Source organism: Pseudomonas sp. Q12-87, assembly GCF_001269755.1.
GTDB classification, from domain to species: Bacteria; Pseudomonadota; Gammaproteobacteria; order Pseudomonadales; family Pseudomonadaceae; genus Aquipseudomonas; species Aquipseudomonas fluorescens_S.
Genome location: NZ_LHVI01000004.1, coordinates 48,874 through 73,550 on the forward strand (window position 1 = coordinate 48,874; position 24,677 = coordinate 73,550).

A 24,677-nucleotide genomic window follows, 5' to 3' on the forward strand; every position below is an offset into this window, starting at 1 on the left:
GCAGCCGCTCTTGGGAGGGCTTCGCCCTCCAGCGGGAGCAAGCTCCCTCGCCACGGAGGCTGCGCAGGGCTCAGTGGATGTTCAGCACAATCCCGACTCGGGTCAGCCATTCGGCTTCCTGGGCGAAGTCCGCCTGGGTCAACTGGTTCTCTTCCAGCCAGTTTTCCGGAAACAGCACATCCAGCTGGGCGCCGTCGGCGTGCAGGGTGACCTGGGGCATTTCCTGGGTGCCACGGATGTGGTGGAACAGAATCGCAAAGCGCAGCAGCACGCACAGGCGAATCAGCTTGATGCCGTCATCGCCGAACTCGGCAAACTTATCCTTGGGAATATTGCGGCGGTGGCCACGCACCAACAGCGCGAGCATCTGTTGGTCCTCCCGGGAAAACCCGGCCAGGTCCGAGTGCTCGATCAAATAGGCGCCGTGCTTGTGGTAGTGGTAGTGGGCGATGTCCAGGCCCACTTCGTGCACCTTGGCGGCCCAGCCCAGCAGTTCACGCCAGACTCCGTCGTTCAGGTCCCAGTCGTCGGCCACCTGGTCGAAAGCATGCAACGCCTTGCGCTCGACCCGCGCGGCCTGTTCCTGATCGACGTGATAACGCTCCATGAGCGAGCCCAGGGTGCGTTCCCGGACGTCTTCGTGGTGATGACGACCCAGCAGATCGTAGAGCACGCCTTCGCGCAGGGCGCCCTCACAGTGATCCATGCGTTGCAGTTCCAGGGCATCGAAGATGGCTTCGAGGATCGCCAGGCCTGCCGGGAAAATGGCCCGGCGATCAGGCTTGATGCCTTCGAAATCGATCTTGTCCGCTTCGCCGAGCTTGAACACCTTGCGCTTGAGCCAGGCCAGGCCCTCGGCATTGACCTCACCGCTGCCATGGCCGCCGGCCTTGAGGGCCAGGCCGATGGCGCGAATGGTGCCCGAGGAGCCAATGGCTTCATCCCAGGTCAGGCGATGCAAGGCATGTTCGATGCTCATGATTTCCAGGCGCGCCGCCGTGTAGGCCTGGGCATAGCGGGCCGGCGTGATCTTGCCGTCGCGGAAATAGCGCTGGGTGTAGCTGACGCAGCCCATCTGCAGGCTTTCGCGCAGCAGTGGTTCGAAACGCTGGCCGATGATGAACTCGGTACTGCCGCCGCCGATGTCTGCCACCAGGCGCTTGCCCGGCGTGTCGGCCAGGGTGTGGGAGACGCCGAGGTAGATCAGGCGGGCTTCTTCACGGCCAGAGATGACTTCCACCGGATGGCCGAGGATTTCTTCGGCACGGCGGATGAATTCGCCGCGGTTGCGCGCCTCGCGCAGGGCGTTGGTGCCAACGATCCGCACCGCGCCCAGGGGCATGCCGTTGATCAATTGGGCAAACCGCTTGAGGCAATCGAGCCCGCGCTGGATGGATTCTTCGCTCAGTCGGCGCTCTTCGTCGATGCCGGCGGCCAGTTGGACCTTTTCGCCGAGTCGCTCAAGAATGCGAATTTCCCCGTTCTGGGCTTTGGCGACGACCATGTGGAAGCTGTTGGAGCCCAGGTCTATGGCAGCGATCAGGGACAGATTCTTGGCTTGGGATGACGGCATGGTCAAAAAATCTCGGTCGATAACCCCGCCATCCTGCCACGATCGACCGCTTACGCCAACGCGCCTGAACCAAACCCTTGACCCGAGGCAGGGTTGCTTGGGTTTCCTGTGGCGAGGGAGCTTGCTCCCGCTGGGCTGCGCAGCGGCCCTAAAGCCAATCAACCCGGTATATCAGGAATAAATCGACAGGCGGATCCTGCGACTGCTGCGCAGTCGAGCGGGAGCAAGCTCCCTCGCCACAGGGTTTGCCCAACCTCAGGCATGCTCAACCGTCCCAATGAAATTCGCCAGTTCCGCCGTCTGCGGATGGGCGAACAGCACCTTGGGATCGCCCACCTCATGCACCTTGCCCTGATGCATGAACACCAGCTTATCCCCGACTTCCCGGGCAAAGCGCATTTCGTGAGTGACCATGATCAGCGTCATGCCTTCCTTGGCCAGTTGCCGCACCACGCTGAGCACTTCGTTGACCAGTTCCGGGTCCAGGGCCGAGGTGATTTCGTCGCACAGCAGCACCTTGGGCGACATTGCCAAGGCGCGGGCGATGGCGACCCGTTGCTGCTGGCCGCCGGACAGGCGGTCCGGGAAGGCATCGAATTTTTCGCCGAGGCCAACCCGCTCCAGCATCTGCCGCGCCAGCTCGGCGGCCTTGCTCTTGGATACTTTCTGTACAACCTGCGGCGCAAGCATCACGTTCTCGCCGACCGTCAGGTGCGGGAACAGGTTGAACTGCTGGAACACCATCCCGACTTTCTGCCGCAGGCTGCGCAGGTCGGCGCGGGCGGCGTCGAGGTATTCGCCGTCCACTTCGATCACGCCGTCGTTGATCGATTCCAGGCCATTGAGGGTGCGCAGCAAGGTGGACTTGCCCGAGCCGCTGCGGCCGATGATCGCCACCACCTGGCCTTCCTCGACGCTCAGGTCGATGCCTTTGAGCACGTGGTGATCGCCGTAGTATTTATGCAGGGCGGAAATTCTAAGCAGAGGCATGCAGTCTCCTTTCCAGGTAGCGCGCACTGAGGGACAGGGGGTAGCAGAGCAGGAAATAACCGAGGGCCACCAGGCCATACACCATGAACGGCTCGAACGTGGCGTTGGCGAGCATGCCGCCGGTCTTGGTCAGTTCGGTAAAGCCAATGATCGACGTGACGGCGGTGCCTTTGACCACCTGCACGGAAAAGCCCACGGTTGGCGCCACGGCAATGCGCAGGGCCTGGGGCAGGATCACATAGCGCAGCTGTTCCAGTGGGGTGAGGGCCAGGCTTGCGGAGGCTTCCCACTGGCCATTGGAGATCGACTCGACGCAACCGCGCCAGATCTCCGCCAGGTAAGCGCTGGTAAACAGCGTCAGGGCAATCGCCGCCGCCATCCACGGCGAAATCTCCACCCCGGCCAGCGCCACGCCGAAAAACACCAGGAACAGTTGCATCAACAGTGGTGTGCCTTGGAACAACTCGATGTAGGTGCGGGCGATATTACGCGGCAGGGCATTCTTGGAAATGCGCAACACCATCACCAGCAAGCCGATCACACCGCCGCCGATAAACGCCACCAGCGATAACGCCAGCGTCCATTGCAGGCCCGTGAGCAAGTTGCGCACCACGTCCCAGAAAGTGAAATCGCTCATTGGCGGCTCCTGGAAATGTAGCGACGACCCAGCCAGTTGAGGAACTGACGGATCAACAGCGCCATGCACAAGTAGATCAGCGTGGTCAGTGCGTAGGTTTCGAACGCGCGGAAATTGCGCGACTGAATGAAGTTGGCGGCGAAGCTCAGCTCCTCGGTAGCGATCTGCGAACAGACCGCCGAGCCAAGCATCACGATGATGATCTGGCTGCTCAGGGCCGGCCAGACCTTGCCCAGCGCCGGCAGCAGCACCACGTGGCGAAAGGCTTCGAAGCGGCTCATGGCCAGGGCCGCGGCGGCTTCCAGTTGCCCCCGCGGAACGGCCTGGATACCCGCGCGAATGATCTCGGTGGAGTAGGCGCCGAGGTTGATCACCATCGCCAGCACTGCGGCCTGCCACTCGGAGATCTGCACGCCCAGGGACGGCAGGCCGAAGAAAATGAAAAACAGCTGCACCAGGAACGGCGTGTTGCGGATCAGCTCCACGTACACGCCGAAGATGGCTGCGAACGGACGAATGTTCCACGCCCGCACCACGGCCCCGACGATGCCCAGGCTGACCCCGAGCAATGCACCAATGGCCGTCAGTTCCAAGGTGAACAGCGCGCCGCGCAGCAGCAGCTCGGTGTTTTGCACCACCGGCAGAAAGTCGAACTGATAAGCCATGCTCAGCCTCTCAAGCAGCGGTCAGAGGTCGGCCGGCAGCGGTTGCTTGAGCCAGGTCTGGGCGTTTTTCTCGAGGCTGCCATCGGTTTTCGCCGTGGCGAGGATCTGGTTGACCTTGTCCAGCAAGGCCGGCTCGTTCTTGTTCACGCCCACATACACCGGCGAATCCTTGAGTTTCACTTTCAGGGCCGGGACGCGCTTGGGGTTGCGCTCGCTGATGGCGACCATTACCACGTTGCCGCTGGCGATCAGGTCCACCTGGCCGGCCAGGTAGGCGGCAATGGTCGAGTTGTTGTCTTCGAAGCGCTTGATGGTGACGCCTTCGGGAGCGACCTTGGTCAGCTCGATGTCCTCGATGGCGCCACGGGTGACGCTGATGGTCTTGCCCTTGAGGTCGTCCAGGCCATTGATCGCCGCGTCAGGCGGGCCGAACACCGCCAGGTAGAACGGCGCGTAGGCGCGTGAAAAGTCGATGACCTTCTCGCGCTCCGGGTTCTTGCCCAGGCTGGAGATGACCAGGTCGACCTTGCCGGTGGTCAGGAACGGGATGCGGTTGGTGCTGTTGACCGGGGTCAGCTCCAGCTTGACCTTGAGTTGGTCGGCCAGCAGTTGTGCGGTATCGATGTCCAGGCCGCGGGGCTTCATGTCCGGGCCCACCGAGCCGAATGGCGGGAAGTCCTGGGGCACGGCGACCTTGAGGGTGCCACGCTTGACCACGTCTTCCAGGCCATCGGCGTGGGCGGGCAGCTGGCAAAGCATCAGGCTGGCAAACAGGGCTGTGAGCAGGGCGCTGCAACGCTGAATCATGGCGAATCTCCGCAATCGGTGATGTGAATTCTGCGTTCGGACAGAGCACAGGCCATGCCAAGGCGACGTTTAATTGGCCAAGGCCACGGTTTTGCTGGTGGCGATCGGTCTTACTGGTCTGAACAGTTGCGTCGTGTTTCGCACCTTTATCGGGCGTCGGCATTTGTCGCCGAACCCTGCTGGGGCACGACTTGCCGGGCGCGGCGAATAGCTTTACAACTAGCCGCTCACTGGCCCGGTTCGTCTGAAAAATCATGAATTCCATCGCTCGTGCCGTTCCTGAAGTGGCCCTGCAAGCCATCCGCAAACTGATCGTCGATGAAGGCTTCGGCCCGGGCGATGCGCTGCCGTCGCAACGGGACTTGGCGCTGCAACTGGGTGTGAGTCGGGCGTCGTTGCGTGAAGCGCTGTCGTCGTTGAGTGCCTTGGGCATGATCAGCGTGCAACCAGGCAAGGGTGTGTTCGTGCAGTCATCGGCCGAAGTGCCGCGCAGCGAGTCGGCGCCAGGCTGGCCGTTCGCGGCCCAGGCTTCGCCGGTGGATATCTTCCAGTTGCGCTACGCCCTGGAGGGTTTCGCGGCCGGGTTGGCGGCGGTGACGCTGAGTGCCGATGAGCTCGACATGCTGGAAGACAATGTCCAAGCCATGCGCCGGGAGCTGAAATCAGGGGATTTCGACGCGGCGGCGCGGCTGGATTTCGAGTTCCATCGACGTATCCTGCTGGCCAGCGGCAACCAGGCGATGTTGAGCATCCTTGTCGCCAGCGCCGACATCTTCCTGGAAAGCCAGAAGCTACCGTTCATCAGGGCGGAGCGGGCCATGGAAACCTGGCAGGAACATCGCAAGATCCTGCGCGCCCTGGCCCGTCGTGCTTCGGGCGCTGCGCAAAAAGCCATGCAGGAACATGTACGTAACGCTGCGCTGCGTACCGGTATTTCCTTCGTTGCGCCCGCTGCCTCGTAAGTTGGGCTATACACAAATACGGCTTGCGCCATAGCGAGACTCAATCAACTGCGGCTTCCTGAACCTTGGAAGGGCCGCTATGATGGGCCACGTTTTTTTGCTGACAACCCCGGAGATTTCCATGAGCAGCGATCTGATCAAACACGTTAGCGACGCTAGCTTCGAGGCTGACGTACTCAAGGCCGAAGGCGCAGTACTGGTCGACTATTGGGCTGAGTGGTGCGGTCCGTGCAAAATGATCGCCCCGGTCCTGGACGAAATTGCCGAGTCTTACAAAGGCAAGCTGACCATTGCCAAGCTGAACATCGACGAAAACCAGGAGACGCCGCCCAAGTATGGCGTACGTGGTATCCCGACCCTGATGCTGTTCAAGAACGGCAACGTCGAAGCCACCAAGGTCGGTGCGCTGTCGAAGTCGCAACTGATGGCTTTCCTCGACGCTGCCATCTAAGCGCCGAATGCCACTGGAAAAGCCCCGCAAATCGCGGGGCTTTTTCGTTATCCGGGGCTAGACGCTTGCAAACCCAGGTGTTACATTCGGCCCCGCACTGGTTTCTCCAGTGCCCCCTGCAAGCCGTCGCCGACGCTCTCCTTTCGAACAAGTACGCGATCCTGTCGCCTTCTCCGCGGCGCGGCCTCATTAAGCCAAAAGCTTAATTTCCCCCCTCCATAAATGATTACGTCATTCCTATATGAATCTGACTGAACTCAAGCAAAAGCCGATTACCGAACTGCTCGAATTGGCCGAACAGATGGGCATAGAAAATATGGCCCGTTCGCGCAAGCAGGACGTGATTTTCTCCCTGCTCAAGAAGCACGCGAAAAGCGGCGAGGAAATCTCCGGTGATGGCGTGCTGGAGATTCTCCAGGACGGCTTCGGCTTTCTTCGCTCCGCAGACGCTTCCTATCTCGCCGGCCCAGACGATATCTACGTCTCGCCGAGCCAGATCCGTCGCTTCAACTTGCGCACCGGTGACACCATCGTTGGCAAGATCCGCCCTCCGAAGGAAGGCGAGCGTTATTTCGCGCTGCTCAAGGTCGACACGATCAACTTCGACCGTCCGGAAAACGCGAAAAACAAGATTCTCTTCGAGAACCTGACCCCGCTGTTCCCGACCGTGCGCATGAAGATGGAAGCCGGCAACGGTTCCACCGAAGACCTCACCGGTCGTGTCATCGACCTGTGCGCACCCATCGGCAAAGGCCAGCGTGGTCTGATCGTGGCGCCGCCGAAAGCGGGCAAGACGATCATGCTGCAGAACATCGCGGCCAACATCGCGCGTAACAACCCTGAAGTTCATCTGATCGTGCTGCTGATCGACGAGCGTCCGGAAGAAGTGACCGAGATGCAGCGCACCGTGCGCGGCGAAGTGGTTGCCTCGACATTCGACGAGCCGCCGACCCGCCACGTGCAGGTTGCCGAAATGGTGATCGAGAAGGCCAAGCGCCTGGTCGAACACAAGAAGGACGTGGTGATCCTGCTGGACTCCATCACCCGTCTGGCCCGTGCCTACAACACCGTGATCCCGAGCTCCGGCAAGGTGCTGACCGGTGGTGTCGACGCCCACGCGCTGGAAAAGCCGAAGCGTTTCTTCGGTGCCGCGCGAAACATCGAGGAAGGCGGTTCGCTGACCATCATCGCCACCGCGCTGGTTGAAACCGGCTCGAAGATGGACGAAGTGATCTACGAAGAGTTCAAGGGTACCGGTAACATGGAGCTGCCCCTGGATCGTCGGATCGCCGAGAAGCGTGTATTCCCGGCCATCAACATCAACCGTTCCGGCACCCGCCGCGAAGAGTTGCTGACCGCCGACGACGAATTGCAACGCATGTGGATCCTGCGCAAGCTGCTGCATCCGATGGATGAAGTCGCAGCCATCGAGTTCCTGGTCGACAAGTTGAAAGCGACCAAGACCAACGATGAGTTCTTCCTGTCGATGAAGCGCAAGTAAGTCGAGCAGGACAGGCCAGCAAGAGCCGGGGAAACCCGGCTTTTTGCTATCTGTGCATTCACTATTCTGAACGGGCGGCGTTAAACTCGGGCCCCCGAACGCCACGGCCACTATGAGGCTCTTGCATGCAGTATCGCGATTTGCGCGACTTTATCAGCGGTCTGGAACAACGCGGCGAACTCAAGCGCATCCAGGTGCCGGTGTCTCCCGTACTGGAAATGACCGAGGTCTGCGACCGCACCCTGCGCGCAAAAGGCCCGGCGCTGTTGTTCGAGAATCCTACGGGCTACGACATCCCGGTGCTCGGCAATTTGTTTGGCACGCCTGAGCGCGTGGCCTTGGGCATGGGCGCCGAAGCTGTCAGTGAACTGCGCGAGATCGGCAAGCTGCTGGCGTTCCTCAAGGAGCCCGAGCCACCGAAAGGCCTGAAGGACGCTTGGTCCAAGCTGCCGATTTTCCGCAAGATCATTTCCATGGCGCCGAAAGTCGTCAAGGACGCGATCTGCCAGGAAGTGGTGATCGAGGGCGACGATGTCGACCTCGGCATGCTGCCGGTGCAGACCTGCTGGCCGGGCGATGTCGGGCCTTTGATCACCTGGGGCCTGACCGTCACCAAAGGTCCGAACAAGGATCGCCAGAACCTGGGCATCTATCGTCAGCAGGTGATTGGCCGCAACAAGGTCATCATGCGCTGGCTGAGCCATCGGGGCGGCGCGCTGGATTACCGTGAGTGGTGTGAAAAACACCCTGGCCAGCCATTCCCGGTGTCGGTTGCCCTGGGCGCGGACCCGGCGACTATCCTGGGCGCCGTCACGCCGGTGCCTGACAGCCTCTCTGAATATGCCTTCGCCGGCCTGTTGCGCGGTAACCGCACCGAGTTGGTGAAATGCCGTGGCAACGACCTACAGGTGCCGGCCACCGCCGAAATCATCCTCGAAGGCGTGATTCATCCCGGCGAGATGGCCGATGAAGGGCCGTATGGCGACCACACCGGTTACTACAATGAAGTCGACAGCTTCCCGGTGTTCACCGTCGAGCGCATCACCCATCGGATCAAGCCGATCTACCACAGCACCTACACCGGCCGTCCGCCGGATGAACCAGCCATTCTCGGCGTGGCGCTGAACGAAGTCTTCGTGCCGATCCTGCAGAAGCAATTTCCGGAGATCACCGACTTCTACCTGCCGCCGGAAGGTTGTTCGTACCGGATGGCCGTGGTGACCATGAAGAAGTCGTATCCGGGGCACGCCAAGCGGGTGATGCTCGGGGTCTGGTCGTTTTTGCGACAGTTCATGTACACCAAGTTCGTTATCGTCACTGACGACGATATCAACGCACGGGACTGGAACGATGTGATCTGGGCCATCACCACGCGCATGGACCCCAAGCGCGACACGGTAATGATCGAGAACACGCCGATCGACTACCTCGACTTCGCTTCGCCGGTATCCGGCCTGGGGTCGAAGATGGGGCTCGACGCCACGCATAAATGGCCGGGTGAAACCACCCGTGAGTGGGGCCGGGTTATCGTCAAGGATGAAGCCGTTACCCAACGGATCGATGCCATCTGGAATCAGTTAGGAATAGATTGATGCGTGTAACCTTGCAGCCTTCCGGTGCGGTGCTGGAAATCCAGCCCGCCGAGCGGATCCTCGATGGCGCGCGGCGCCTGGGCTATGAATGCCCGCAAAGCTGCCGCAACGGCAACTGCCATGTGTGTGGCGCGTTGCTGGTGGAGGGCCGTGTGAAACAGGCAGGCGAGGTGCGCGATCACGGTGAGATCTTTACGTGCATCGCCGAACCGCTGGAAGACTGCGTGGTGCTGTGGGATGGCGTGTTGTCGCCGGGTGAATTGCCGGTACGACAGCTGTCTTGCCAGGTCATCGAATGCGCCGAGGTGGGTGGCGATGTCTGGCGGGTTCGCCTGCGCGCGCCGGCCGGCAAGCCGCCGCGCTATCACGCTGGGCAATACCTGATGATCGAACGGGAGAACGGTGAGAAGTCGGCATTCTCCCTGGCCTCGGCGCCCCACGCCGGCCGCGAGCTGCAACTGCATGTCCTGGCGCGCGAAAGCAGTGCACAAGCGCTGCTGGAGCAACTGCGTCGCAATCCCAACGTGCGCATCGAAATGCCCTTTGGCGACACTCATCTGTCTGAACTGCCGGACGGTCCGTTGGTGCTGATCGCTGCCGGTACCGGCATGGCGCAGATGCACAGCCTGATCGAGCATTGCCGTGCCGAGGGTTTCAAGCATCCGGTGCATCTGTATTGGGGCGTGCGGCGACCGGACGATTTCTATGAAATCGAACATTGGGATGAATGGAAAAAACTGCCGAACCTGTACCTGCACAAAGTCGTCAGCGACCTGTGTGGGTGGGAAGGCCGTTGCGGGATGCTCCATGAAGCCGTGTGCGAGGACATCAGCGATCTTTCCAGAGTGCATGTCTATGCCAGCGGCTCGCCGGCGATGATCTACGCCACCCTCGACGCACTGGTAGATGCCGGAATGGACGCGCACCAGATGCGCGCCGATGTTTTCGCATATGCGCCACGGACTTAGCGGCTGACCCAGGATCCTGTGGTGAGGGAGCAAGCTCCCTTGCCACACGCATATATCAGCGAATATGCCGATTCGGTATTTAGTCCGCCGGCCAGATGCCGTTAAGGTATATAACAGCGCCCCCGGATGGCATTCAATTTGCCTTGATTCTGCCGAGCGTCAGCGTCATGACGGCGCGCTATCGAGCTATATCAATTGCGAGGAGCCCTACGCTACCGGCCATGACCGCTATCGAATCCGCCATTATCTGTGCCCCATACCCGCCACGGCTTGACCTGGGACCGAAGCTGACGCGTGAGCAATTGCTCGCCTCGATGCAATTGACCATGGGTCTTCACCAGGGCGGCCCGGTCTGGCTGTTCGCCTACGGTTCATTGATCTGGCGGCCTGAATGCACGGCGGTTGAGCGGGTGCGCGGCCGGGTCCATGGCTATCATCGTGGCTTGTATTTATGGTCCCACGAACATCGCGGCACCCCGGAGTTGCCGGGGCTGGTATTCGGGCTGGATCGCGGCGGCTCGTGCAGCGGCTTCGCTTATCGACTGCCGGAGGATAATCTCGAGGAATCGCTGTTTGCCTTGTGGCAGCGCGAGATGCCATTCCCGTCCTATCGTCCCCACTGGCTCAGTTGCCGCCTCGAAGATGGCAGTCGGGTGCAGGCCCTGGGGTTTGTGCTCGAACGACACCTGCCCAGTTATGCCGGCAACTTGCCGGACCATGTGCTGAGCCAGGTGTTCGAAAGCGCCTGCGGGCGGTATGGCACCACCCGCGACTACGTCGAGCAGACCATTCAGGCCCTGCGCAGCCACGCCATGCCAGACCGAAATCTGGAGGCGCGGCTCAAGCGCTGCAAATCAGCGCTGGATCAGGCTACCGCTTTGCGGCTCTGACTGGCGACTTGCTTGTGCCTCAGGGTTGGCGCGAGGAACGCCATCGACAGCAGGCAGGCGCCGATCAGCAGCACAAAACCACCGTCCCAACCGAAATGGTCCACGGTGTAGCCCATAGCGGCACTGGCCGCGACTGAACCTCCCAGGTAACCAAACAGCCCCGTGAAGCCTGCGGCGGTACCGGCGGCTTTCTTCGGCGCCAGTTCAAGTGCCTGCAAACCGATCAGCATCACCGGGCCGTAGATCAGGAAGCCGATGGAAACCAGGGCGATCATGTCAACGGTCGGGTTGCCGGCCGGGTTCAGCCAATACACCAGCGTTGCCACGGTCACCAGCGCCATGAACACCATGCCGGTCAGGCCACGGTTGCCACGAAAGATCTTGTCCGACATCCAGCCGCACAGCAACGTGCCGGGAATGCCTGCCCATTCATAGAAGAAATAGGCCCAGGAGCTTTTGTCGACTGTGAAACCCTTGGCTTCCTTGAGGTAGGTTGGCGCCCAGTCCAGCACGCCGTAGCGCAGCAGATAGACGAAGACGTTGGCCAGGGCGATGTACCAGAGCATCTTGTTGCGCAGCACGTATTTGACGAAGATTTCCTTGGCGCTGAATTCGTTCTCGTGACTGGCGTCGTAGCCTTCCGGGTAATCGTTCTTGTATTTCTCGATCGGCGGCAGGCCTACCGATTGCGGCGTGTCGCGCATGGTCACGAAAGCAAACACCGCCACGGCAAGCGCCACGGTAGCGGGGACATAGAATGCAGAATGCCAGTCGTTGAACCAGCCCATCCCCAACAGGAACAGCGGGCCGATCAGGCCGCCGCCGACGTTGTGCGCCACGTTCCACACCGACACCACGCCGCCGCGTTCCTTTTGCGACCACCAGTGCACCATGGTCCGCCCGCTCGGCGGCCAGCCCATGCCCTGGGCCCAACCGTTGATGAACAGCAGGATGAACATGATGGTCACGCTGGACGTCGCCCAAGGTGCGAAACCGAAAATGAACATCACGCCTGCCGAGACCAGCAAGCCGAAGGGCAGGAAGTAGCGCGGGTTGGAGCGATCGGACACCAGGCCCATCAGGAACTTCGAAAGCCCATAGGCAATGGCGATGGCCGACATGGCCAGGCCCAGTTGACCACGGGTATAGCCCTCGTCGATCAGGTATGGCATGGCCAGGGAGAAATTCTTGCGCAGCAGGTAATACCCGGCGTAGCCAAAGAAGATGCCGGCAAAGATCTGCCAGCGAAGGCGTCGGTAGGTACTGTCTATTTTTTCTTCAGGCAGGGACGCCTGATGAGCGGCGGGACGAAAGAAAGCAAACATTCAAGGGCTCCAGTTTCTTGTTATGACTGCGGATGCGAATGTTACAGTTTCGTTACCGAAAATAGCATTGATTCTCATCGCTAAAAAGAGGAAGTTTTCTCGAAAGGATGTTCTTAAACGAACATATCGCGCGGGGATAAGCACGGGGCGTTGCAGGGACGGTCGCCGATGGATAGCTTACCGCCCGTCAGGACCGTGGCGTCAGGCGGCTGGAGCAGACGCGGTCCACGGCTCAGGTGGACCGCCTTGAGGGATTCAACGCACCTGCACGACCACTTTCCCCACGGCCTTGCGCTGCGCCAGATCGTTGATCGCCTGGGCGGCGTTGCCCAGCGGGTAAGTCTGCGACACCAGCGGTTTGAGCTTGCCTTCGGCAAACCAGCCGAACAATTGCTGGAAGTTGGCGGCGTTGTCCTGGGGTTGGCGCTGGGCGAACGAACCCCAGAACACGCCGAGCACGGCGGCACCTTTGAGCAGCGCCAGGTTCACCGGTAGCTCGGGAATGCGCCCGCTGGCGAAGCCGACCACCAGCAGCCGACCGTTCCAGGCGATGGCGCGGATAGCCTGGTCGAACAGGTCGCCGCCCACCGGGTCGTAGATCACATCGGCGCCCTGGCCATCGGTGAGGCGCTTGATTTCCTCCTTCAGGCTGGTTTCGCTGTAGTTGATCAATTCATCGGCACCGGCGGCCTTGGCCACGGCGAGCTTCCCTGCGCTGCTGGCGGCGGCGATCACCCTGGCACCCATGGCCTTGCCGATTTCCACCGCCGCGAGGCCGACGCCACCGGAAGCGCCGAGCACCAGCAGGGTTTCGCCCGGTTGCAGGTGGGCCCGCTGCTTGAGCGCGTGCATCGAGGTGCCGTAGGTCATGCTGAAAGCCGCCGCGGTGTTGAAATCCATGGACGCAGGGATCGGCAGCACGTTATAGCCCGGCACCGCGACCTGTTCGGCAAAGCTGCCCCAGCCGGTCAGCGCCATCACCCGGTCACCCACCTTCAGGTGACTGACTTTTTCACCCACCTCACGAACCACGCCTGCCGCTTCGCCCCCGGGGGAAAACGGGAAGGGCGGCTTGAATTGATATTTACCCTCGATGATCAGCGTGTCAGGGAAATTCACCCCGGCGGCATGCACATCCAGCAGCACTTCGTTTTTCTTCGCGACGGGGCTGGCGACGTCTTCCAGCACCAGCGATTCGGCAGGACCGAATTCTTTGCACAGCACGGCTTTCATCAGGGCTATTCCTTTGGGAGTGATGGCCGATAAGTGTAGGTGTGAGAGTCGACGGGTCAACGAGCATGCCTCGCCCTGATAGCCGGCCATAAGCTTGTGCTTGAACGGCGGGGCGGTATGCTGGGCCGCAAACCGAATGAGGAATCAATTTTGAAAGCGCGGATCATGTTGTTGCTGGCCCTGTCGTTGCCCGTGGCGGCGATGGCCGAAGAGGCCAAGGAAGTGAAAGAAGGCGAGGCGCCGAAGGTCAGCTACATCACCCTCAGCCCACCGTTCGTGGGCAATTATGGCTTGGACGGCACTGCGAAGTTGAAGGTCTACAAGGCCGATGTGGCTCTGCGCGTGACCGGCGAAGCCGCCGCTGCGGCGGTGAAGGCCAACGAGCCGCTGATTCGCAACCAATTGGTGGCGCTGTTCGCCCAGCAGACCAGCGAGACGATGAACAGCCTCGAAGCCAAGGAAAAACTGCGTCAAGAAGCCTTGAAACAGACCCAGCAGGTGATGAACGACGAAACCGGCAAGCCGATGGTGGAAGATTTGTTGTTCAATAACCTGATCATTCAATAAAAGACAGGTTCGCAGCCTTGGGCAGCGCCCGGATATCCGCGCGTTGCCCGAGGCTGTGCTTTATCACGAAGCCAGGCTTTTACGAAAACGTCCCAGGGCAATGGCAAAGAACACCAGCCCGATGGCCGCCAGTGCCAGCAGGTCCGGCCATACCACGCCAACGCCTGCGTCACGGAACAGGATCGCTGCACTGAGGCTGACGAAGTGGGTCGAAGGCGATCCTTGCATCACCCATTGCAGCCATTGCGGCATGCTGTCCAGCGGCGTACTGCCGCCGGACAACAGCAGCATCGGGATGATGACCGGGATCGACAGCAAACCGAATTGCGGCGTCGAGCGGGCCAGGGTGGCAAGGAAGATGCCCAGGGCGGTGCTGGCGAACAGGTAGAGCGCAGTCACCAACAGGAACAGCAACATGGAGCCGGCAAGGGGCACGCCCAGTGCGAACCTGACGATGATTTCCAGTGATGCCCAGGTGCACAGCACGACCACCAGCATATTGCTCCAGATTTTCGCCAGCATGATTTCCAGCGCCGTCAGTGGCAGCACCAGCAGGTGGTCGAGGGTGCCGTGCTCGCGTTCGCGCAGCAGTGCGGTGCCGGTCAGGATGATCGCCAGGATCGTGATGTTATTGACGATCTGGATCACCGCCAGGAACCAGCCACCCTCCAGATTGGTATTGAACAGCGCGCGGGTGGTCAGCCTCACGGGCGTTTGCTCGCGGGTTTGCGCCTGGCCGCTGTAGGCCAACAGTTCCTGTTGGAAAATCCGTCCGATATAGCCGGCCCCCATGAAGGCCTGGCTCATGGCCGTGGCATCGACGTTCAGTTGCAGCGCCGGCTCGCGTCCGGCGAGCAGATCGGCCTGGAAGTTGGCGGGTACGTTGATCACAAAGGTGTAGTGGCCGCTGTCCATGACCTTGTCCAGTTCGGTGTAGGGCAGCGCCACCGGGGCTTGGAATTCCGGCGGTTGAAGCACCTGGGCCAATTGGCGGGAAACATGGCTCTGGTCTTCGTCCACCACCGCCACGCTGGCATTGTGGACGCCGATCACCGAACCGGCGGCCGGCATGTAGATCGCCACCGTGAAGGCGTAGCCCAAGAACAACAGCAGGACAGAGTCGTACCTCAGGCTGGTCAATTCCTTGAGCCCAAGGCGCCAGATATGTGAAAGCGTGTGCATCAGGCCTCCTGCTTTTTCAGCATGATCAGGCTGAGCCCGGTGAAGCCCAGGAAAAAACCGAATAACGCCAGGCATTGCGGCCACAACTGGCGCAAGTCCAGAGCCTTGGTGAACGTGCCGACGGCGATATCGAGGAAATAACCGGCGGGAAACAACTGGCCCATCACCGACGCTGCGCCCTCCAAGGACGAGCGCGGCACGATCAGCCCCGAGAATTGAATGGTCGGCAGGCTGGTGATGATCATGGTGCCGAGGATCGCCGCGATCTGGGTGCGGGTGAACGCCGAGATCAACAAGCCCATGCTGGTGGTCGCCAGCACGTAGAGCAGGCCGCCAACTGCCAGTGTCAGACCGCTGCCCTTGAATGGCACGCCGAACAGCCAGCGATTCATCGCCGTCAGCAGGGCCAGGTTGACCAGGCTCACGGCCAGGTAGGGCGCTTGTTTGCCCAACAGGAATTCCAGGCGGGTCAGCGGCGTGGCATAGAAGTTGGTGATCGAGCCCAGCTCCTTTTCCCGCACGATGCCCAGGGCGGTCAACATGGCGGGAATGAACGCGAGGATCAGGGCCATCACGCCCGGCCCGATGGCGTTCACGCTGACCACGTCCTGGTTGTAGCGAAACCGGGTTTCCAGTTTGGCCGTGGCTTGCGGGTTTCGCGCCGGGCTGCTCTGTTCGGCCCACTGTTCGAGGTTGGCCTGATGCACCGCTTGGACATAGTTGCGACTGGTCTCGGCGCGAAACGGCATGCCACCGTCCAGCCAGGCGCCGACGGTGGGTTGCCGACCGGCATACAGATCGCGACCAAAACCGGGTGGTATTTCCAGGGCCAGCTTGATTTCCGAGCGTTGCAGGCGTCGATGCAGTTCGGCCGCGTCCCGGATGACCGGCTGCTCCTCGAAGTAGCGCGAACTGCGAAACGCTTCCAGGTAGGCGCGGCTTTGCGGGCTCTGGTCCTGGTCGTACACGGCGAAGGCGAGTTTCTCCACGTCCAGGGAGATGCCGTAGCCAAAGATCACCATCATGAACAGGGCGCCGAGCAGGGCGAACGCCATACGCACTTTGTCGCGCAGCAGTTCCTTGCCTTCGCGGTTGGCGACGGCCAGCAGGCGACCGAAGCTGAGGCCGCGTCGTTCCGGTGGGGCATCGGCATTATCGAGGGCGACGGGAACGGCGTCCGGCTGCGCCTCGCCTTGGGCCTGTTCCAGACACGTAACGAACGCGGCTTCCAGGGTCTGGCCGTTGAACTGCGCCTGTAGGGCTGCGGGGGTATCGCAAGCCAGGACCTTGCCGGCGTGCATCAGTGAAATGCGGTCGCAGCGTTGGGCTTCGTTCATGAAGTGCGTGGAGAGAAAAATCGTCACGCCCTGTTCGCGAGACAACTCGATCAGCAGGCGCCAGAAATCATCCCGCGCGGCCGGGTCCACGCCGGAGGTCGGTTCGTCGAGAATCAGCACTTCCGGGCGATGCAGCACCGCCACCGCCAGGGACAAGCGCTGGCGCAAGCCCAGGGGAAGCGCCCCGGAGGGTTGGTCGCTAAAGTCCTGGAGCTTGAAGCGCTGGATCAATTCTTCGATACGGCTGGCGCTTTCGCTCTTGGGCAAGTCGAACAGCTTCGCGTGCAGGGCCAGGTTCTGACGCACGCTCAATTCGCCATACAGTGAAAAGCTCTGGGACATGAAGCCTACGCGTTTGCGGGTGGCGAGGTCCTTGGCGTTGACTGGATTGCCTAGCAGGCGAGCGGTGCCTTCGCTGGCCGGCATCAGTCCGGTCAGCACTTTCATGGTGGTGGTCTTGCCGCAACCGTTGGAGCCCAGGAAACCGAAAATCTCGCCACGCCCAATCGCGAAACTGACGCGGTCCACCGCCGTGAAATCACCGAAGCGCAAGGTGAGGTCGTGGGCTTCGATGGCGATGTCGGCGGTGCCGGCGGATCGGGGCGGAATCGCCAATGGCTGGGCGTCGCGGCCATTGTCGCCCTGGAAATGCGTGAACGCCGAGTCGAGCTTGCCATCGGGCGTGACTGCGGCCAATTCGGCGCTCAGTCCTTGGGCGATCAAGCGACCGTTGTCGAGCATCAGGCAGTGCTCGAATTGTTCGGCTTCCTCCATATAGGCCGTGGCGACCAAGAGCGTGAGTTGCGGTCGCTGCCGGCGCACGTCTTCTATCAATTCCCAGAAACGGCGTCGCGACAAGGGGTCCACGCCAGTCGTGGGTTCGTCGAGAATCAACAGGTCCGGCTCGTGGATCAATGCACAGCACAGGCCGAGCTTCTGTTTCATGCCGCCGGACAGCTTGCCGGCTGGACGATCGGCAAAACGCTGGAGGTCGGTGGCCAGCAGCAATGTGCCCATGCGTTGCTCGCATTCGGCCCGCGACAGCCCGAACAGCGTGCCGAAAAACCGGACGTTTTCACGTATCGATAAGTCAGGATAAAGATTGCCGCCCAGCCCTTGCGGCATGAACGCGATGCGGCGATAGAGGGTGTTGCGATGACGACGGTCCTCGATCGAGGCTCCCAGTACGTCCAGTTCGCCGCGCTGGAGCTTTTTCACCCCGGCAATCAGCCCGAGCAGGCTCGATTTGCCCGCCCCGTCCGGGCCGATCAGGCCGCAGCGTGTACCGGCAGGCAGGCTGAAGGCAATGTCGCTGAGGGCGAGATGCTGGCCGTAGCGATGCTCCAAGGCTGCGGCGCGCAGCGCCGGTGCGCCAACGCTGACGGTCATTGCAAGTTGGCCGGCCAGTCGATGGGGGCTGTGCGCACGTAGCCGGCGCCGGGCATGCCGGGCTTGGCCTGGGGCACTTCGCCGGGCCGGGTCAGGCGCACCTTGACGCGAAACACCAGCTTCTGGCGTTCATCACGGGTTTCGACTTCCTTGGGCGTGAACTGGGACTTGGCCGCGACGAAACTGACCCTGGCCGGCAGTGGCCGTTCGGGCAGGGCGTCGAGCAGCAGTCGTGCCTCATCGCCCACTGCCAGTTTTCCGGCGACCGAAGCCGGCAGATAGAGATTCATGTACTGGTCGTTCGGATCGATCATCAGCAGCACCCGTCCGCCGGCGCCCAGCACTTCGCCCGGCTCGGCCAGGCGCAGTTGGATCACGCCATCGATCGGTGCGCGCAACGTGCTGTCGTCTATTTCACTGGTGAGTTGGGCTACCTGGGCCTGGGTCGCGCCGATGGCCGCTGTCGCCGCCGACACCTGGGCTCGGGCCGCATTGACGGCGGCGTTGGCAGTGTCTACGCGTGCTTGCTGCTGGTCGATGATCTGACCGCTGGCGTAGCCACGCTTGAACAGTTCCTGAGTCCGCTTGAGTTCCTGGTGGGCAAGCAATTGTTCGCTCTGGCGCAACTGCACGTTGGCCTCGGTGGCGGCAAGATTCTGCCGGGCGCGTACAACTTCGGCTTCGGCCTGGTTGCGCTGGGCCTCCAGGGTCCGGGTGTCCATGCGCGCAAGCACTTGGCCCTTGGTGACGTTATCGCCTTCCTCGACATGGACCTCGGCCAGGCGCCCGGGCGTCTTGCTGGCGATCTGGACTTCGGTGGCCTCCAGGCGTCCGTTGCCCATGCTCAGGCCTGGCGGCAGGCGATCGTGGCGGGACTTCCAGTAGCCGAACCCGCCGGCGGCCAGCAACACCGCCATCAAGGCGATTGCGAAAAAGCGAGAGGTACGGGGGTTCGTCGACATGTCCGGCATCCTGCGGCTGTAGCATGGTAGTCTGCCGGACCGGCTGCCGCCCGAGCTTGATATCCATCAACGGATGGGCGATTAGCGCAGGCCGATTACCGCTGCCCATTGCTCGGCAGTCACCGGCATCACCGACAGCCGCGAGCCCTTCTGTACCAGTGGCATTTCTGCCAGGGCAGCCTGTTGCTTGAGGTAATCGAGCTTGAGGACGCGGGGGAACGTCTCGATGTGGGCCACATCAATGGCCGTCCACGGATTTTTATCCGGGCTGGCCTTGGCGTCGAAGTAATGGCTGTCGGGCTCCAGCGCCGTGGGATCGGGGTAACCCGCCTGGATGATTTCGCCAATCCCGGCGATACCTGGCTCCGGGCAGCTGGAGTGATAGAAAAAGAACCGGTCGCCGACGGCCATCGCCCGCAGGAAATTACGCGCTTGATAGTTGCGAACCCCGTCCCAGCGCGCCTGGCCGAGTTTTTCCAGGCCTTGGATGGACAATTCGTCGGGCTCGGATTTCATCAGCCAATAGGCCATGATTTCTACTCCTGGGCGGTGTTAAAAAAAATAGTTCAGCGATTTTATGACAAACCGACAGTCGGTTGACGCCAGAGTTTGCGTGTAGCATCAGGTTGCCGCAAAATGCCGGCCTTCCAAGCTTGACGCTGCTGCACGGCCAATAAGAAAAACCGCTGCTGTCATCGTGTGTGATATGCCTTGAGGGGGGCAATCGATGAAACGCAAACCGGATTTGTTGTGGGTTCTGGTCATTCTGTTCGGCCTGGGTGTCGTGACCACGGGTTACGCTCAAAGCCTTTGGTCCACCAAGACCGATGCGCCGATGGACATCACTCAACCCACGCCATCGCTCAAACGCTGAACCTGTTCTCCTGGCGCCGCGTCACGTTCGCGGCGCTATTGCGCCATATACCACCGCTTGTCGCTCACCGTTCCCTGTAACGGTACGTCCCAACTGGCTTGTGCCAATCGTTCGACCTTCTGGCATTCATGAGCCAGCCCCAATAGCGTCGGCTTGCGCCATTGCTTGCGTCGCCCCAGGTACGCCAGGCTGCGGTCGTAAAAACCGCCTCCCATGCCTAGCCGGCCGCCCGCATCGTCAAACCCCACCAACGGCAACAATACTAAATCCAATGTCCAGACCTTGCGTTGCCGGGCGATGTTCTTGCGTGGTTCCGGAATACGAAAGCGGTTGGGGCACATTTTTTCGCCAGGGTAGATGCGCTGAAACACCATTCGGGTCTGCGGCCACGGGCTGAGCACCGGCAGGTATGTCGCCTTGCCCCGGCGCTGGGCGGCGCGCAGCAGCAGGCGGGGGTCGATCTCGCCATCGTTGGGCAGGTACAGGGCGATGTGGCGTGCGCGACGAAACAGCGGATGCTGGGCCAGTTGCCGATAGAGTCCCTGGGCCGCTTGCCGTTGCTGGGCTGACGTCAAGGCGCGACGGGCCTGGCGCAGCAGGCGTCGGAGTTGCGGGCGGGGGAGCAGCGCAGGTTCGGTCATTTCGAGGCTTCACGCAGTGACGATGGCAGTGCTACAGCGTAACCGCAAACCGAACGTCCAGAAACGCCCACGCCAGAAACGACAATGCCAGTCCATATGGACTGGCATTGTCTGGAATCAGGCTCCCCGGATGAACCGCTGTCGGCTTAGCCCTTGAACCCGAAAGTTCAAGGTGGAAGTTGCAGGAGGCGTTAAGGCTTTCCGTCAAGCGGACATGCACACCGGCCCCAACGTGCAACCCCCGTGGTTGTGCGTATCGGCTCAGGGACATCACCAACTGGCAAGCACCCCAGGGAGTGACGCAAGTATACCCCAGGCAGTCTCGGGAATCAGCCCTTGCTGACGTCCGGATCGGTCGCCAGTACCAGATCCACCCGATCGAGCAGGTCGCGCACTTGTTCACGGGTCGAGCCGCTGACCTGCAGGTCCGGCGTATCCTGGCGATGCAGCAGATCGTGGGTGATGTTCAAGGCAGCCATCACAGCGATGCGGTCGGCGCCGATGACTTTGCCGCTGCTGCGGATCTCACGCATCTTGCCGTCCAGGTAACGGGCGGCGCTCACCAGGTTGCTGCGCTCTTCCTGGGGACAGATGATTGAATATTCTTTGTCGAGGATCTGCACGGTAACGCTATTGCTTGAACTCATGAGTCTTGCTCCAGGGCCTTGAGGCGCGAAATCATCGATTCGACCTTACGCCGGGCGATTTCGTTTTTTTCAATGAGGTGCGCGCGTTCCTCGCGCCAGGTTTTTTCCTGAGCTAATAGGAGTCCGTTTTGGCTCTTAAGTTGCTCGACCCGGTCAATTAGCAACTCGAGTCTGGCCATCAGCGCTTGCAGGTCGGTGTCTTCCATTGTGTCCACTGAAGATTGTGTCTGATGGAGGGATGTCGGTCGTACAGCCTCTGATAGTCTTGGCGAGTCTGTCGATGTAGGATACAAGGCCTCCATTCTAGACATAGCGCCGTCTGGCGCCTAGCTGCCCATGCCCATTCAGAATTCCCCGTATCAAGCATTCGCCACCCTGCTGAGCACCAGCGGCCATCCCGTTTCGCCCGCCGAACTCCATGGCCTGTTGCTCGGCCGCAGCTGCGCCGGCGCCGGCTTCGAGGCCGACGCCTGGTTGGCCGACGCCGCCGAGCTGCTGGAAGGCGAGCCGGCGGATAACGTCCGTAACGCGCTGATCGGCCTGCAGGAAATGGTCAAGGGTGAGCTGACCAGCGACGACATGACCGTCGTCCTGCTGCTGCCCACCGACGACGCGCCTTTGGCTGAGCGCGCCGCCGCGCTGGGCCAATGGTGCCAGGGTTTCCTCGCCGGCTTCGGCCTGACCCGCCGCGAATACGCGTTGAGTGATGAAGCCAAGGAAGTGTTGCAGGACCTGGCTGCGATCTCTCAAGTCCAGGATGCCCTGGAAGAATCCGATGATGGCGAAAGCGACTACATGGAAGTGATGGAGTACCTGCGGGTCGCGCCGTTGCTGCTGTTCACCGAGACCAAGAAAACCGATGCAGCGGCGGCCAAGCCGTCCTTGCACTGATCGCTAGAGGGAACCCCGTCTGCCCATGATTCATATCCCGAAATCGGAATACAGCCGTCGCCGCAAGGCCCTGATGGCGCAGATGGAACCCAACAGCATCGCAATCCTGCCCGCCGCCGCCGTTGCGATCCGCAACCGCGACGTCGAGCACGTCTACCGCCAGGACAGCGACTTCCAGTACCTCAGTGGCTTCCCCGAACCGCAAGCGGTGCTGGTACTGATGCCTGGCCGCGCCCACGGCGAGTACATCCTGTTCTGCCGCGAGCGCAACGCCGAGCGTGAACTCTGGGATGGCCTGCGGGCCGGCCAGGAAGGCGCGATCCGCGACTACGGCGCCGACGATGCATTCCCCATCACTGACATCGACGACATCCTGCCGGGCCTGATCGAAGGCCGCGACCGCGTGTATTCGGCCATGGGCAGCAACCCGGAATTCGACCGGCATCTGATGGAGTGGATCAATGTCATCCGCTCCAAGGCTCACCTCGGCGCCCAGCCGCCGAATGAATTCGTTGCCCTGGATCATCTGCTGCATGACATGCGCCTGTATAAATCGGCGGCGGAAGTGAAGGTGATGCGCGAAGCGGCGCGGATCTCTGCCCAGGCGCATATCCGCGCGATGCAGGCGGCGCGCCCGGGGTTGTTCGAATACAGCCTGGAGGCCGAGCTGGATTATGAGTTCCGCAAGGGCGGGGCGAAAATGCCGGCCTATGGCTCGATTGTCGCGGCGGGGCGCAACAGTTGCATCCTGCATTACCAGCAGAACGACGCGGTGCTCAAGGACGGCGACCTGGTGCTGATCGACGCTGGGTGTGAAATCGACTGCTATGCGAGCGATATCACCCGTACCTGGCCGGTCAGCGGCAAGTTTTCGCCGGAACAGAAAGCGATCTACGAAGTGGTGCTGGCGGCCCAGGAGGCGGCATTTGCCCAGATCGCGCCGGACAAGCATTGGAACCAGGCCCATGAAGCGACGGTCCGGGTCATTACCGAAGGGCTGGTGCGTCTCGGGTTGCTGGAAGGTAAGGTGGAGGAGTTGATTGCCAGCGAGGCCTACCGGGCGTTCTACATGCACCGCGCCGGGCATTGGCTGGGCATGGACGTGCATGATGTCGGCGAATACCGGGTCGGCGGCGAATGGCGGGTCTTGGAAATCGGCATGACACTCACTGTCGAGCCGGGGATCTACATCAGCCCGAACAACCGCAGCGTAGCGAAAAAATGGCGCGGCATTGGCGTGCGCATCGAGGATGACGTGGTAGTGACCAGAACCGGTTGTGAAATCCTGAGCCACGGCGTACCGAAGACGGTCGCCGACATCGAGGCCCTGATGGCCGCCGCACGGACTCAAGCGGCATGAGTCGGGTCAACCTGGCGATTATCGGCGGCGGCCTGGTCGGCGCGAGCCTGGCGCTGGCCCTGCAAGCCGGCGCCAAGGCCCGGGGCTGGACGATCACGCTGATCGAGCCCTTCGCCCCTGGCGACGCCTGGCAGCCGAGCTATGACGCGCGGTCCTCGGCGTTGTCCTACGGCGCCCGGCAGATTTACCAGCGCCTGGGTGTCTGGCAGGAAATTTCCCGGCGTGCCGAACCGATCAAGCAGATCCACGTGTCCGATCGCGGGCGGTTTTCCACTGCGCGCCTGTCGGCGATGGAAGAGGGTGTGCCGGCCCTGGGCTACGTGGTGGAGAACGCCTGGCTTGGCCATTGCCTGTGGCAGGGCCTGGACAAGGAAGTGGTCAGTTGGCGCTGCCCGGCGCAGGTCACTCGGATGGAGCCGCTGGTGGGCGGCTATCGCCTGACCCTCGACGATGAAACCACCTTGGAGTGCGACCTCGCCGTGCTGGCTGACGGCGGCCGCTCCGGCCTGCGCGAGCAGTTGGGCGTCGGCGTGCGCAATCGGCCTTATGACCAGAGCGCGTTGATCGCCAATCTCACCCCCAGCGAGGCCCACAATGGCGTGGCCTTCGAACGTTTCACCGACGACGGGCCGATGGCCTTGTTGCCGTTGCCGGACAATCGCTGTGCACTGGTCTGGACCCGCCAGGGCATGGATGCACAACGGCTGGCGGCCCTCGACGAGCGCAGCTTCCTCAGCGAGTTGCAGGGTGTATTCGGTTACCGCCTGGGCACGCTGAAGCAGGTGGGCGTGCGGCATCTTTATCCGTTGGCGCTGGTGGAGGCCGAAGAGCAGGTTCGTCCCCACTTGGCGATCCTTGGCAATGCCGCCCACAGCTTGCATCCGATTGCCGGACAGGGGTTCAACCTGTCCCTGCGTGACGCCCAGGCCCTGGCCGACGCGTTACTCGACAGCGACAGCGAGCCGGGCGACTTTGCCGTGTTACAGGCCTATCGCGAGCGCCAGCGGATGGACCAGGCCCTGACCGTAGGTTTTTCCGACCAGGTCACGCGCCTGTTCGGCAGCAGTCTGCCGCTGGTATCCCTGGGCCGCAACCTTGGCCTCTTGGGCCTCGACCTGCTGCCGCCGGCCAAGCGCTGGTTCGCCCGCCAGGCCATGGGCCTGGGGACGCGTCCGGATGTGTGAGTGCGGATGCGAAGTTGACCATTCTTTTCACGGGCGGCTCACGTCGCCA

25 protein-coding genes and 1 other RNA gene are annotated in these 24,677 nt (G+C 61.7%); 11 read left to right on the plus strand and 15 right to left on the minus strand.

Annotation, left to right across the window (positions count from 1 at the left end):
• Positions 1–70: 70 nt before the first annotated feature.
• From ppx to AD663_RS01300, 5 genes are all read right to left on the minus strand, one after another.
• Positions 71–1,573: an exopolyphosphatase gene (gene ppx, locus AD663_RS01280; protein ID WP_003177343.1), complete on the minus strand. Its 1,503-nt coding sequence runs from the start codon at positions 1,571–1,573 to the stop codon at positions 71–73.
• A gap of 255 nt (positions 1,574–1,828) precedes the next feature.
• On the minus strand, positions 1,829–2,563 hold the full coding sequence (locus AD663_RS01285; protein WP_053213133.1) for an amino acid ABC transporter ATP-binding protein: 735 nt from the start codon (positions 2,561–2,563) through the stop codon (positions 1,829–1,831).
• Positions 2,550–3,200: an amino acid ABC transporter permease gene (locus tag AD663_RS01290; protein ID WP_003177345.1), complete on the minus strand. Its 651-nt coding sequence runs from the start codon at positions 3,198–3,200 to the stop codon at positions 2,550–2,552. Before AD663_RS01290 ends, AD663_RS01285 begins: the two co-directional genes overlap by 14 nt.
• Positions 3,197–3,865 carry an amino acid ABC transporter permease gene (locus AD663_RS01295; protein WP_003177346.1) on the minus strand — a complete coding sequence of 223 codons (669 nt, stop codon included), beginning with the start codon at positions 3,863–3,865 and terminating at the stop codon, positions 3,197–3,199. The genes AD663_RS01290 and AD663_RS01295 overlap by 4 nt, the downstream gene beginning before the upstream one ends.
• A 21-nt stretch (positions 3,866–3,886) precedes the next feature.
• Positions 3,887–4,672, minus strand: a complete 786-nt coding sequence (locus AD663_RS01300; RefSeq protein WP_003177347.1) for a transporter substrate-binding domain-containing protein — start codon at positions 4,670–4,672, stop codon at positions 3,887–3,889.
• 254 nt (positions 4,673–4,926) lie between these two features.
• Here AD663_RS01300 and AD663_RS01305 point away from each other — a divergent pair, with 254 nt between their 5' ends.
• From AD663_RS01305 to AD663_RS01330, 6 genes are all read left to right on the plus strand, one after another.
• Positions 4,927–5,634 (plus strand): FadR/GntR family transcriptional regulator, encoded by a 708-nt coding sequence (locus AD663_RS01305; protein ID WP_053213134.1) that lies wholly within the window; start codon positions 4,927–4,929, stop codon positions 5,632–5,634.
• Positions 5,635–5,755: 121 nt separating this feature from the next.
• The gene (gene trxA, locus AD663_RS01310) at positions 5,756–6,085 is read left to right on the plus strand and encodes a thioredoxin TrxA (protein ID WP_053213256.1); all 330 of its coding nucleotides are present in this window, start codon (positions 5,756–5,758) and stop codon (positions 6,083–6,085) included.
• Positions 6,086–6,326: 241 nt separating this feature from the next.
• Entirely contained in the window at positions 6,327–7,586 is a 1,260-nt protein-coding gene (gene rho / locus AD663_RS01315) for a transcription termination factor Rho (RefSeq protein WP_003177350.1), read from the plus strand.
• Between the two features lie 125 nt (positions 7,587–7,711).
• Complete coding sequence (ubiD, locus tag AD663_RS01320) at positions 7,712–9,178, plus strand: 4-hydroxy-3-polyprenylbenzoate decarboxylase (RefSeq protein WP_003177351.1); 1,467 nt, start codon at positions 7,712–7,714, stop codon at positions 9,176–9,178.
• Positions 9,178–10,146 carry a CDP-6-deoxy-delta-3,4-glucoseen reductase gene (locus AD663_RS01325; RefSeq protein WP_003177352.1) on the plus strand — a complete coding sequence of 323 codons (969 nt, stop codon included), beginning with the start codon at positions 9,178–9,180 and terminating at the stop codon, positions 10,144–10,146. The genes ubiD and AD663_RS01325 overlap by 1 nt, the downstream gene beginning before the upstream one ends.
• 221 nt (positions 10,147–10,367) lie before the next feature.
• Positions 10,368–11,036: a gamma-glutamylcyclotransferase gene (locus AD663_RS01330; protein ID WP_003177353.1), complete on the plus strand. Its 669-nt coding sequence runs from the start codon at positions 10,368–10,370 to the stop codon at positions 11,034–11,036.
• Here the strand turns inward: AD663_RS01330 and glpT are convergent.
• Together glpT and AD663_RS01340 are read right to left on the minus strand one after the other, a co-directional pair.
• Entirely contained in the window at positions 11,012–12,361 is a 1,350-nt protein-coding gene (glpT, locus tag AD663_RS01335) for a glycerol-3-phosphate transporter (RefSeq protein ID WP_003177354.1), read from the minus strand. The two genes, AD663_RS01330 and glpT, sit on opposite strands and share 25 nt — an antisense overlap.
• A 255-nt stretch (positions 12,362–12,616) precedes the next feature.
• Positions 12,617–13,594, minus strand: a complete 978-nt coding sequence (locus AD663_RS01340; RefSeq protein ID WP_003177356.1) for an NADPH:quinone oxidoreductase family protein — start codon at positions 13,592–13,594, stop codon at positions 12,617–12,619.
• Between the two features lie 150 nt (positions 13,595–13,744).
• On the opposite strand from AD663_RS01340, the gene AD663_RS01345 reads away from it, so the two are divergent.
• Entirely contained in the window at positions 13,745–14,161 is a 417-nt protein-coding gene (locus AD663_RS01345; protein ID WP_003177357.1) for a flagellar basal body-associated protein FliL, read from the plus strand.
• A gap of 63 nt (positions 14,162–14,224) precedes the next feature.
• Here the strand turns inward: AD663_RS01345 and AD663_RS01350 are convergent, their stop codons facing one another.
• The 4 genes from AD663_RS01350 to AD663_RS01365 all read right to left on the minus strand — a co-directional run bounded on the left by AD663_RS01350 (position 14,225) and on the right by AD663_RS01365 (position 19,562).
• Positions 14,225–15,343 (minus strand): ABC transporter permease, encoded by a 1,119-nt coding sequence (locus AD663_RS01350; RefSeq protein WP_003177358.1) that lies wholly within the window; start codon positions 15,341–15,343, stop codon positions 14,225–14,227.
• Positions 15,343–18,069 (minus strand): ribosome-associated ATPase/putative transporter RbbA, encoded by a 2,727-nt coding sequence (rbbA, locus tag AD663_RS01355; RefSeq protein WP_003177359.1) that lies wholly within the window; start codon positions 18,067–18,069, stop codon positions 15,343–15,345. Before rbbA ends, AD663_RS01350 begins: the two co-directional genes overlap by 1 nt.
• Positions 18,066–19,031: an HlyD family secretion protein gene (locus AD663_RS01360; protein WP_003177360.1), complete on the minus strand. Its 966-nt coding sequence runs from the start codon at positions 19,029–19,031 to the stop codon at positions 18,066–18,068. The genes rbbA and AD663_RS01360 overlap by 4 nt, the downstream gene beginning before the upstream one ends.
• An 81-nt stretch (positions 19,032–19,112) precedes the next feature.
• Entirely contained in the window at positions 19,113–19,562 is a 450-nt protein-coding gene (locus AD663_RS01365; protein WP_003177361.1) for an EVE domain-containing protein, read from the minus strand.
• 196 nt (positions 19,563–19,758) lie between these two features.
• On the opposite strand from AD663_RS01365, the gene AD663_RS28835 reads away from it, so the two are divergent.
• Positions 19,759–19,905: a hypothetical protein gene (locus AD663_RS28835; RefSeq protein WP_003177362.1), complete on the plus strand. Its 147-nt coding sequence runs from the start codon at positions 19,759–19,761 to the stop codon at positions 19,903–19,905.
• 35 nt (positions 19,906–19,940) lie between these two features.
• Here the strand turns inward: AD663_RS28835 and AD663_RS01370 are convergent, their stop codons facing one another.
• From AD663_RS01370 to AD663_RS01380, 4 genes are all read right to left on the minus strand, one after another.
• Positions 19,941–20,546, minus strand: coding sequence for a 5-formyltetrahydrofolate cyclo-ligase (locus tag AD663_RS01370; protein WP_053213135.1), 606 nt, complete (start codon positions 20,544–20,546; stop codon positions 19,941–19,943).
• Positions 20,547–20,665: 119 nt separating this feature from the next.
• A non-coding RNA gene (gene ssrS / locus AD663_RS28060) (6S RNA) lies at positions 20,666–20,845 on the minus strand.
• Positions 20,846–20,875: 30 nt separating this feature from the next.
• Positions 20,876–21,193 carry a cell division protein ZapA gene (locus AD663_RS01375; protein WP_003177364.1) on the minus strand — a complete coding sequence of 106 codons (318 nt, stop codon included), beginning with the start codon at positions 21,191–21,193 and terminating at the stop codon, positions 20,876–20,878.
• Positions 21,190–21,399, minus strand: a complete 210-nt coding sequence (locus AD663_RS01380; RefSeq protein ID WP_003177365.1) for a TIGR02449 family protein — start codon at positions 21,397–21,399, stop codon at positions 21,190–21,192. The genes AD663_RS01375 and AD663_RS01380 overlap by 4 nt, the downstream gene beginning before the upstream one ends.
• A 130-nt stretch (positions 21,400–21,529) precedes the next feature.
• Here AD663_RS01380 and AD663_RS01385 point away from each other — a divergent pair, with 130 nt between their 5' ends.
• The 3 genes from AD663_RS01385 to ubiH are packed head-to-tail and all read left to right on the plus strand — an operon-like array spanning position 21,530 to position 24,628.
• Positions 21,530–22,084, plus strand: a complete 555-nt coding sequence (locus tag AD663_RS01385) for a YecA family protein (RefSeq protein ID WP_003177366.1) — start codon at positions 21,530–21,532, stop codon at positions 22,082–22,084.
• A gap of 25 nt (positions 22,085–22,109) precedes the next feature.
• A complete protein-coding gene (pepP, locus tag AD663_RS01390) occupies positions 22,110–23,444 on the plus strand; it encodes a Xaa-Pro aminopeptidase (protein ID WP_003177367.1) in 1,335 nt (444 codons plus the stop codon).
• Positions 23,441–24,628 (plus strand): 2-octaprenyl-6-methoxyphenyl hydroxylase, encoded by a 1,188-nt coding sequence (gene ubiH, locus AD663_RS01395; protein ID WP_003177368.1) that lies wholly within the window; start codon positions 23,441–23,443, stop codon positions 24,626–24,628. The genes pepP and ubiH overlap by 4 nt, the downstream gene beginning before the upstream one ends.
• Positions 24,629–24,677: the final 49 nt, after the last annotated feature.

Coding starts and splice junctions, on each gene's coding strand:
- AD663_RS28835 (WP_003177362.1), top strand. CDS start 19,759: ATGAAACGCAAACCGGATTTGTTGTGGGTTCTGGTCATTCTGTTCGGC.
- pepP (WP_003177367.1), top strand. CDS start 22,110: ATGATTCATATCCCGAAATCGGAATACAGCCGTCGCCGCAAGGCCCTG.
- ubiH (WP_003177368.1), top strand. CDS start 23,441: ATGAGTCGGGTCAACCTGGCGATTATCGGCGGCGGCCTGGTCGGCGCG.
- ubiD (WP_003177351.1), top strand. CDS start 7,712: ATGCAGTATCGCGATTTGCGCGACTTTATCAGCGGTCTGGAACAACGC.
- AD663_RS01300 (WP_003177347.1), bottom strand. CDS start 4,672: ATGATTCAGCGTTGCAGCGCCCTGCTCACAGCCCTGTTTGCCAGCCTG.
- AD663_RS01375 (WP_003177364.1), bottom strand. CDS start 21,193: ATGAGTTCAAGCAATAGCGTTACCGTGCAGATCCTCGACAAAGAATAT.
- glpT (WP_003177354.1), bottom strand. CDS start 12,361: ATGTTTGCTTTCTTTCGTCCCGCCGCTCATCAGGCGTCCCTGCCTGAA.
- ppx (WP_003177343.1), bottom strand. CDS start 1,573: ATGCCGTCATCCCAAGCCAAGAATCTGTCCCTGATCGCTGCCATAGAC.
- trxA (WP_053213256.1), top strand. CDS start 5,756: ATGAGCAGCGATCTGATCAAACACGTTAGCGACGCTAGCTTCGAGGCT.
- rbbA (WP_003177359.1), bottom strand. CDS start 18,069: ATGACCGTCAGCGTTGGCGCACCGGCGCTGCGCGCCGCAGCCTTGGAG.
- AD663_RS01385 (WP_003177366.1), top strand. CDS start 21,530: ATGCCCATTCAGAATTCCCCGTATCAAGCATTCGCCACCCTGCTGAGC.
- AD663_RS01330 (WP_003177353.1), top strand. CDS start 10,368: ATGACCGCTATCGAATCCGCCATTATCTGTGCCCCATACCCGCCACGG.
- AD663_RS01380 (WP_003177365.1), bottom strand. CDS start 21,399: ATGGAAGACACCGACCTGCAAGCGCTGATGGCCAGACTCGAGTTGCTA.
- AD663_RS01295 (WP_003177346.1), bottom strand. CDS start 3,865: ATGGCTTATCAGTTCGACTTTCTGCCGGTGGTGCAAAACACCGAGCTG.
- AD663_RS01325 (WP_003177352.1), top strand. CDS start 9,178: ATGCGTGTAACCTTGCAGCCTTCCGGTGCGGTGCTGGAAATCCAGCCC.
- AD663_RS01360 (WP_003177360.1), bottom strand. CDS start 19,031: ATGTCGACGAACCCCCGTACCTCTCGCTTTTTCGCAATCGCCTTGATG.
- AD663_RS01365 (WP_003177361.1), bottom strand. CDS start 19,562: ATGGCCTATTGGCTGATGAAATCCGAGCCCGACGAATTGTCCATCCAA.
- AD663_RS01305 (WP_053213134.1), top strand. CDS start 4,927: ATGAATTCCATCGCTCGTGCCGTTCCTGAAGTGGCCCTGCAAGCCATC.
- rho (WP_003177350.1), top strand. CDS start 6,327: ATGAATCTGACTGAACTCAAGCAAAAGCCGATTACCGAACTGCTCGAA.
- AD663_RS01340 (WP_003177356.1), bottom strand. CDS start 13,594: ATGAAAGCCGTGCTGTGCAAAGAATTCGGTCCTGCCGAATCGCTGGTG.
- AD663_RS01350 (WP_003177358.1), bottom strand. CDS start 15,343: ATGCACACGCTTTCACATATCTGGCGCCTTGGGCTCAAGGAATTGACC.
- AD663_RS01370 (WP_053213135.1), bottom strand. CDS start 20,546: ATGACCGAACCTGCGCTGCTCCCCCGCCCGCAACTCCGACGCCTGCTG.
- AD663_RS01285 (WP_053213133.1), bottom strand. CDS start 2,563: ATGCCTCTGCTTAGAATTTCCGCCCTGCATAAATACTACGGCGATCAC.
- AD663_RS01290 (WP_003177345.1), bottom strand. CDS start 3,200: ATGAGCGATTTCACTTTCTGGGACGTGGTGCGCAACTTGCTCACGGGC.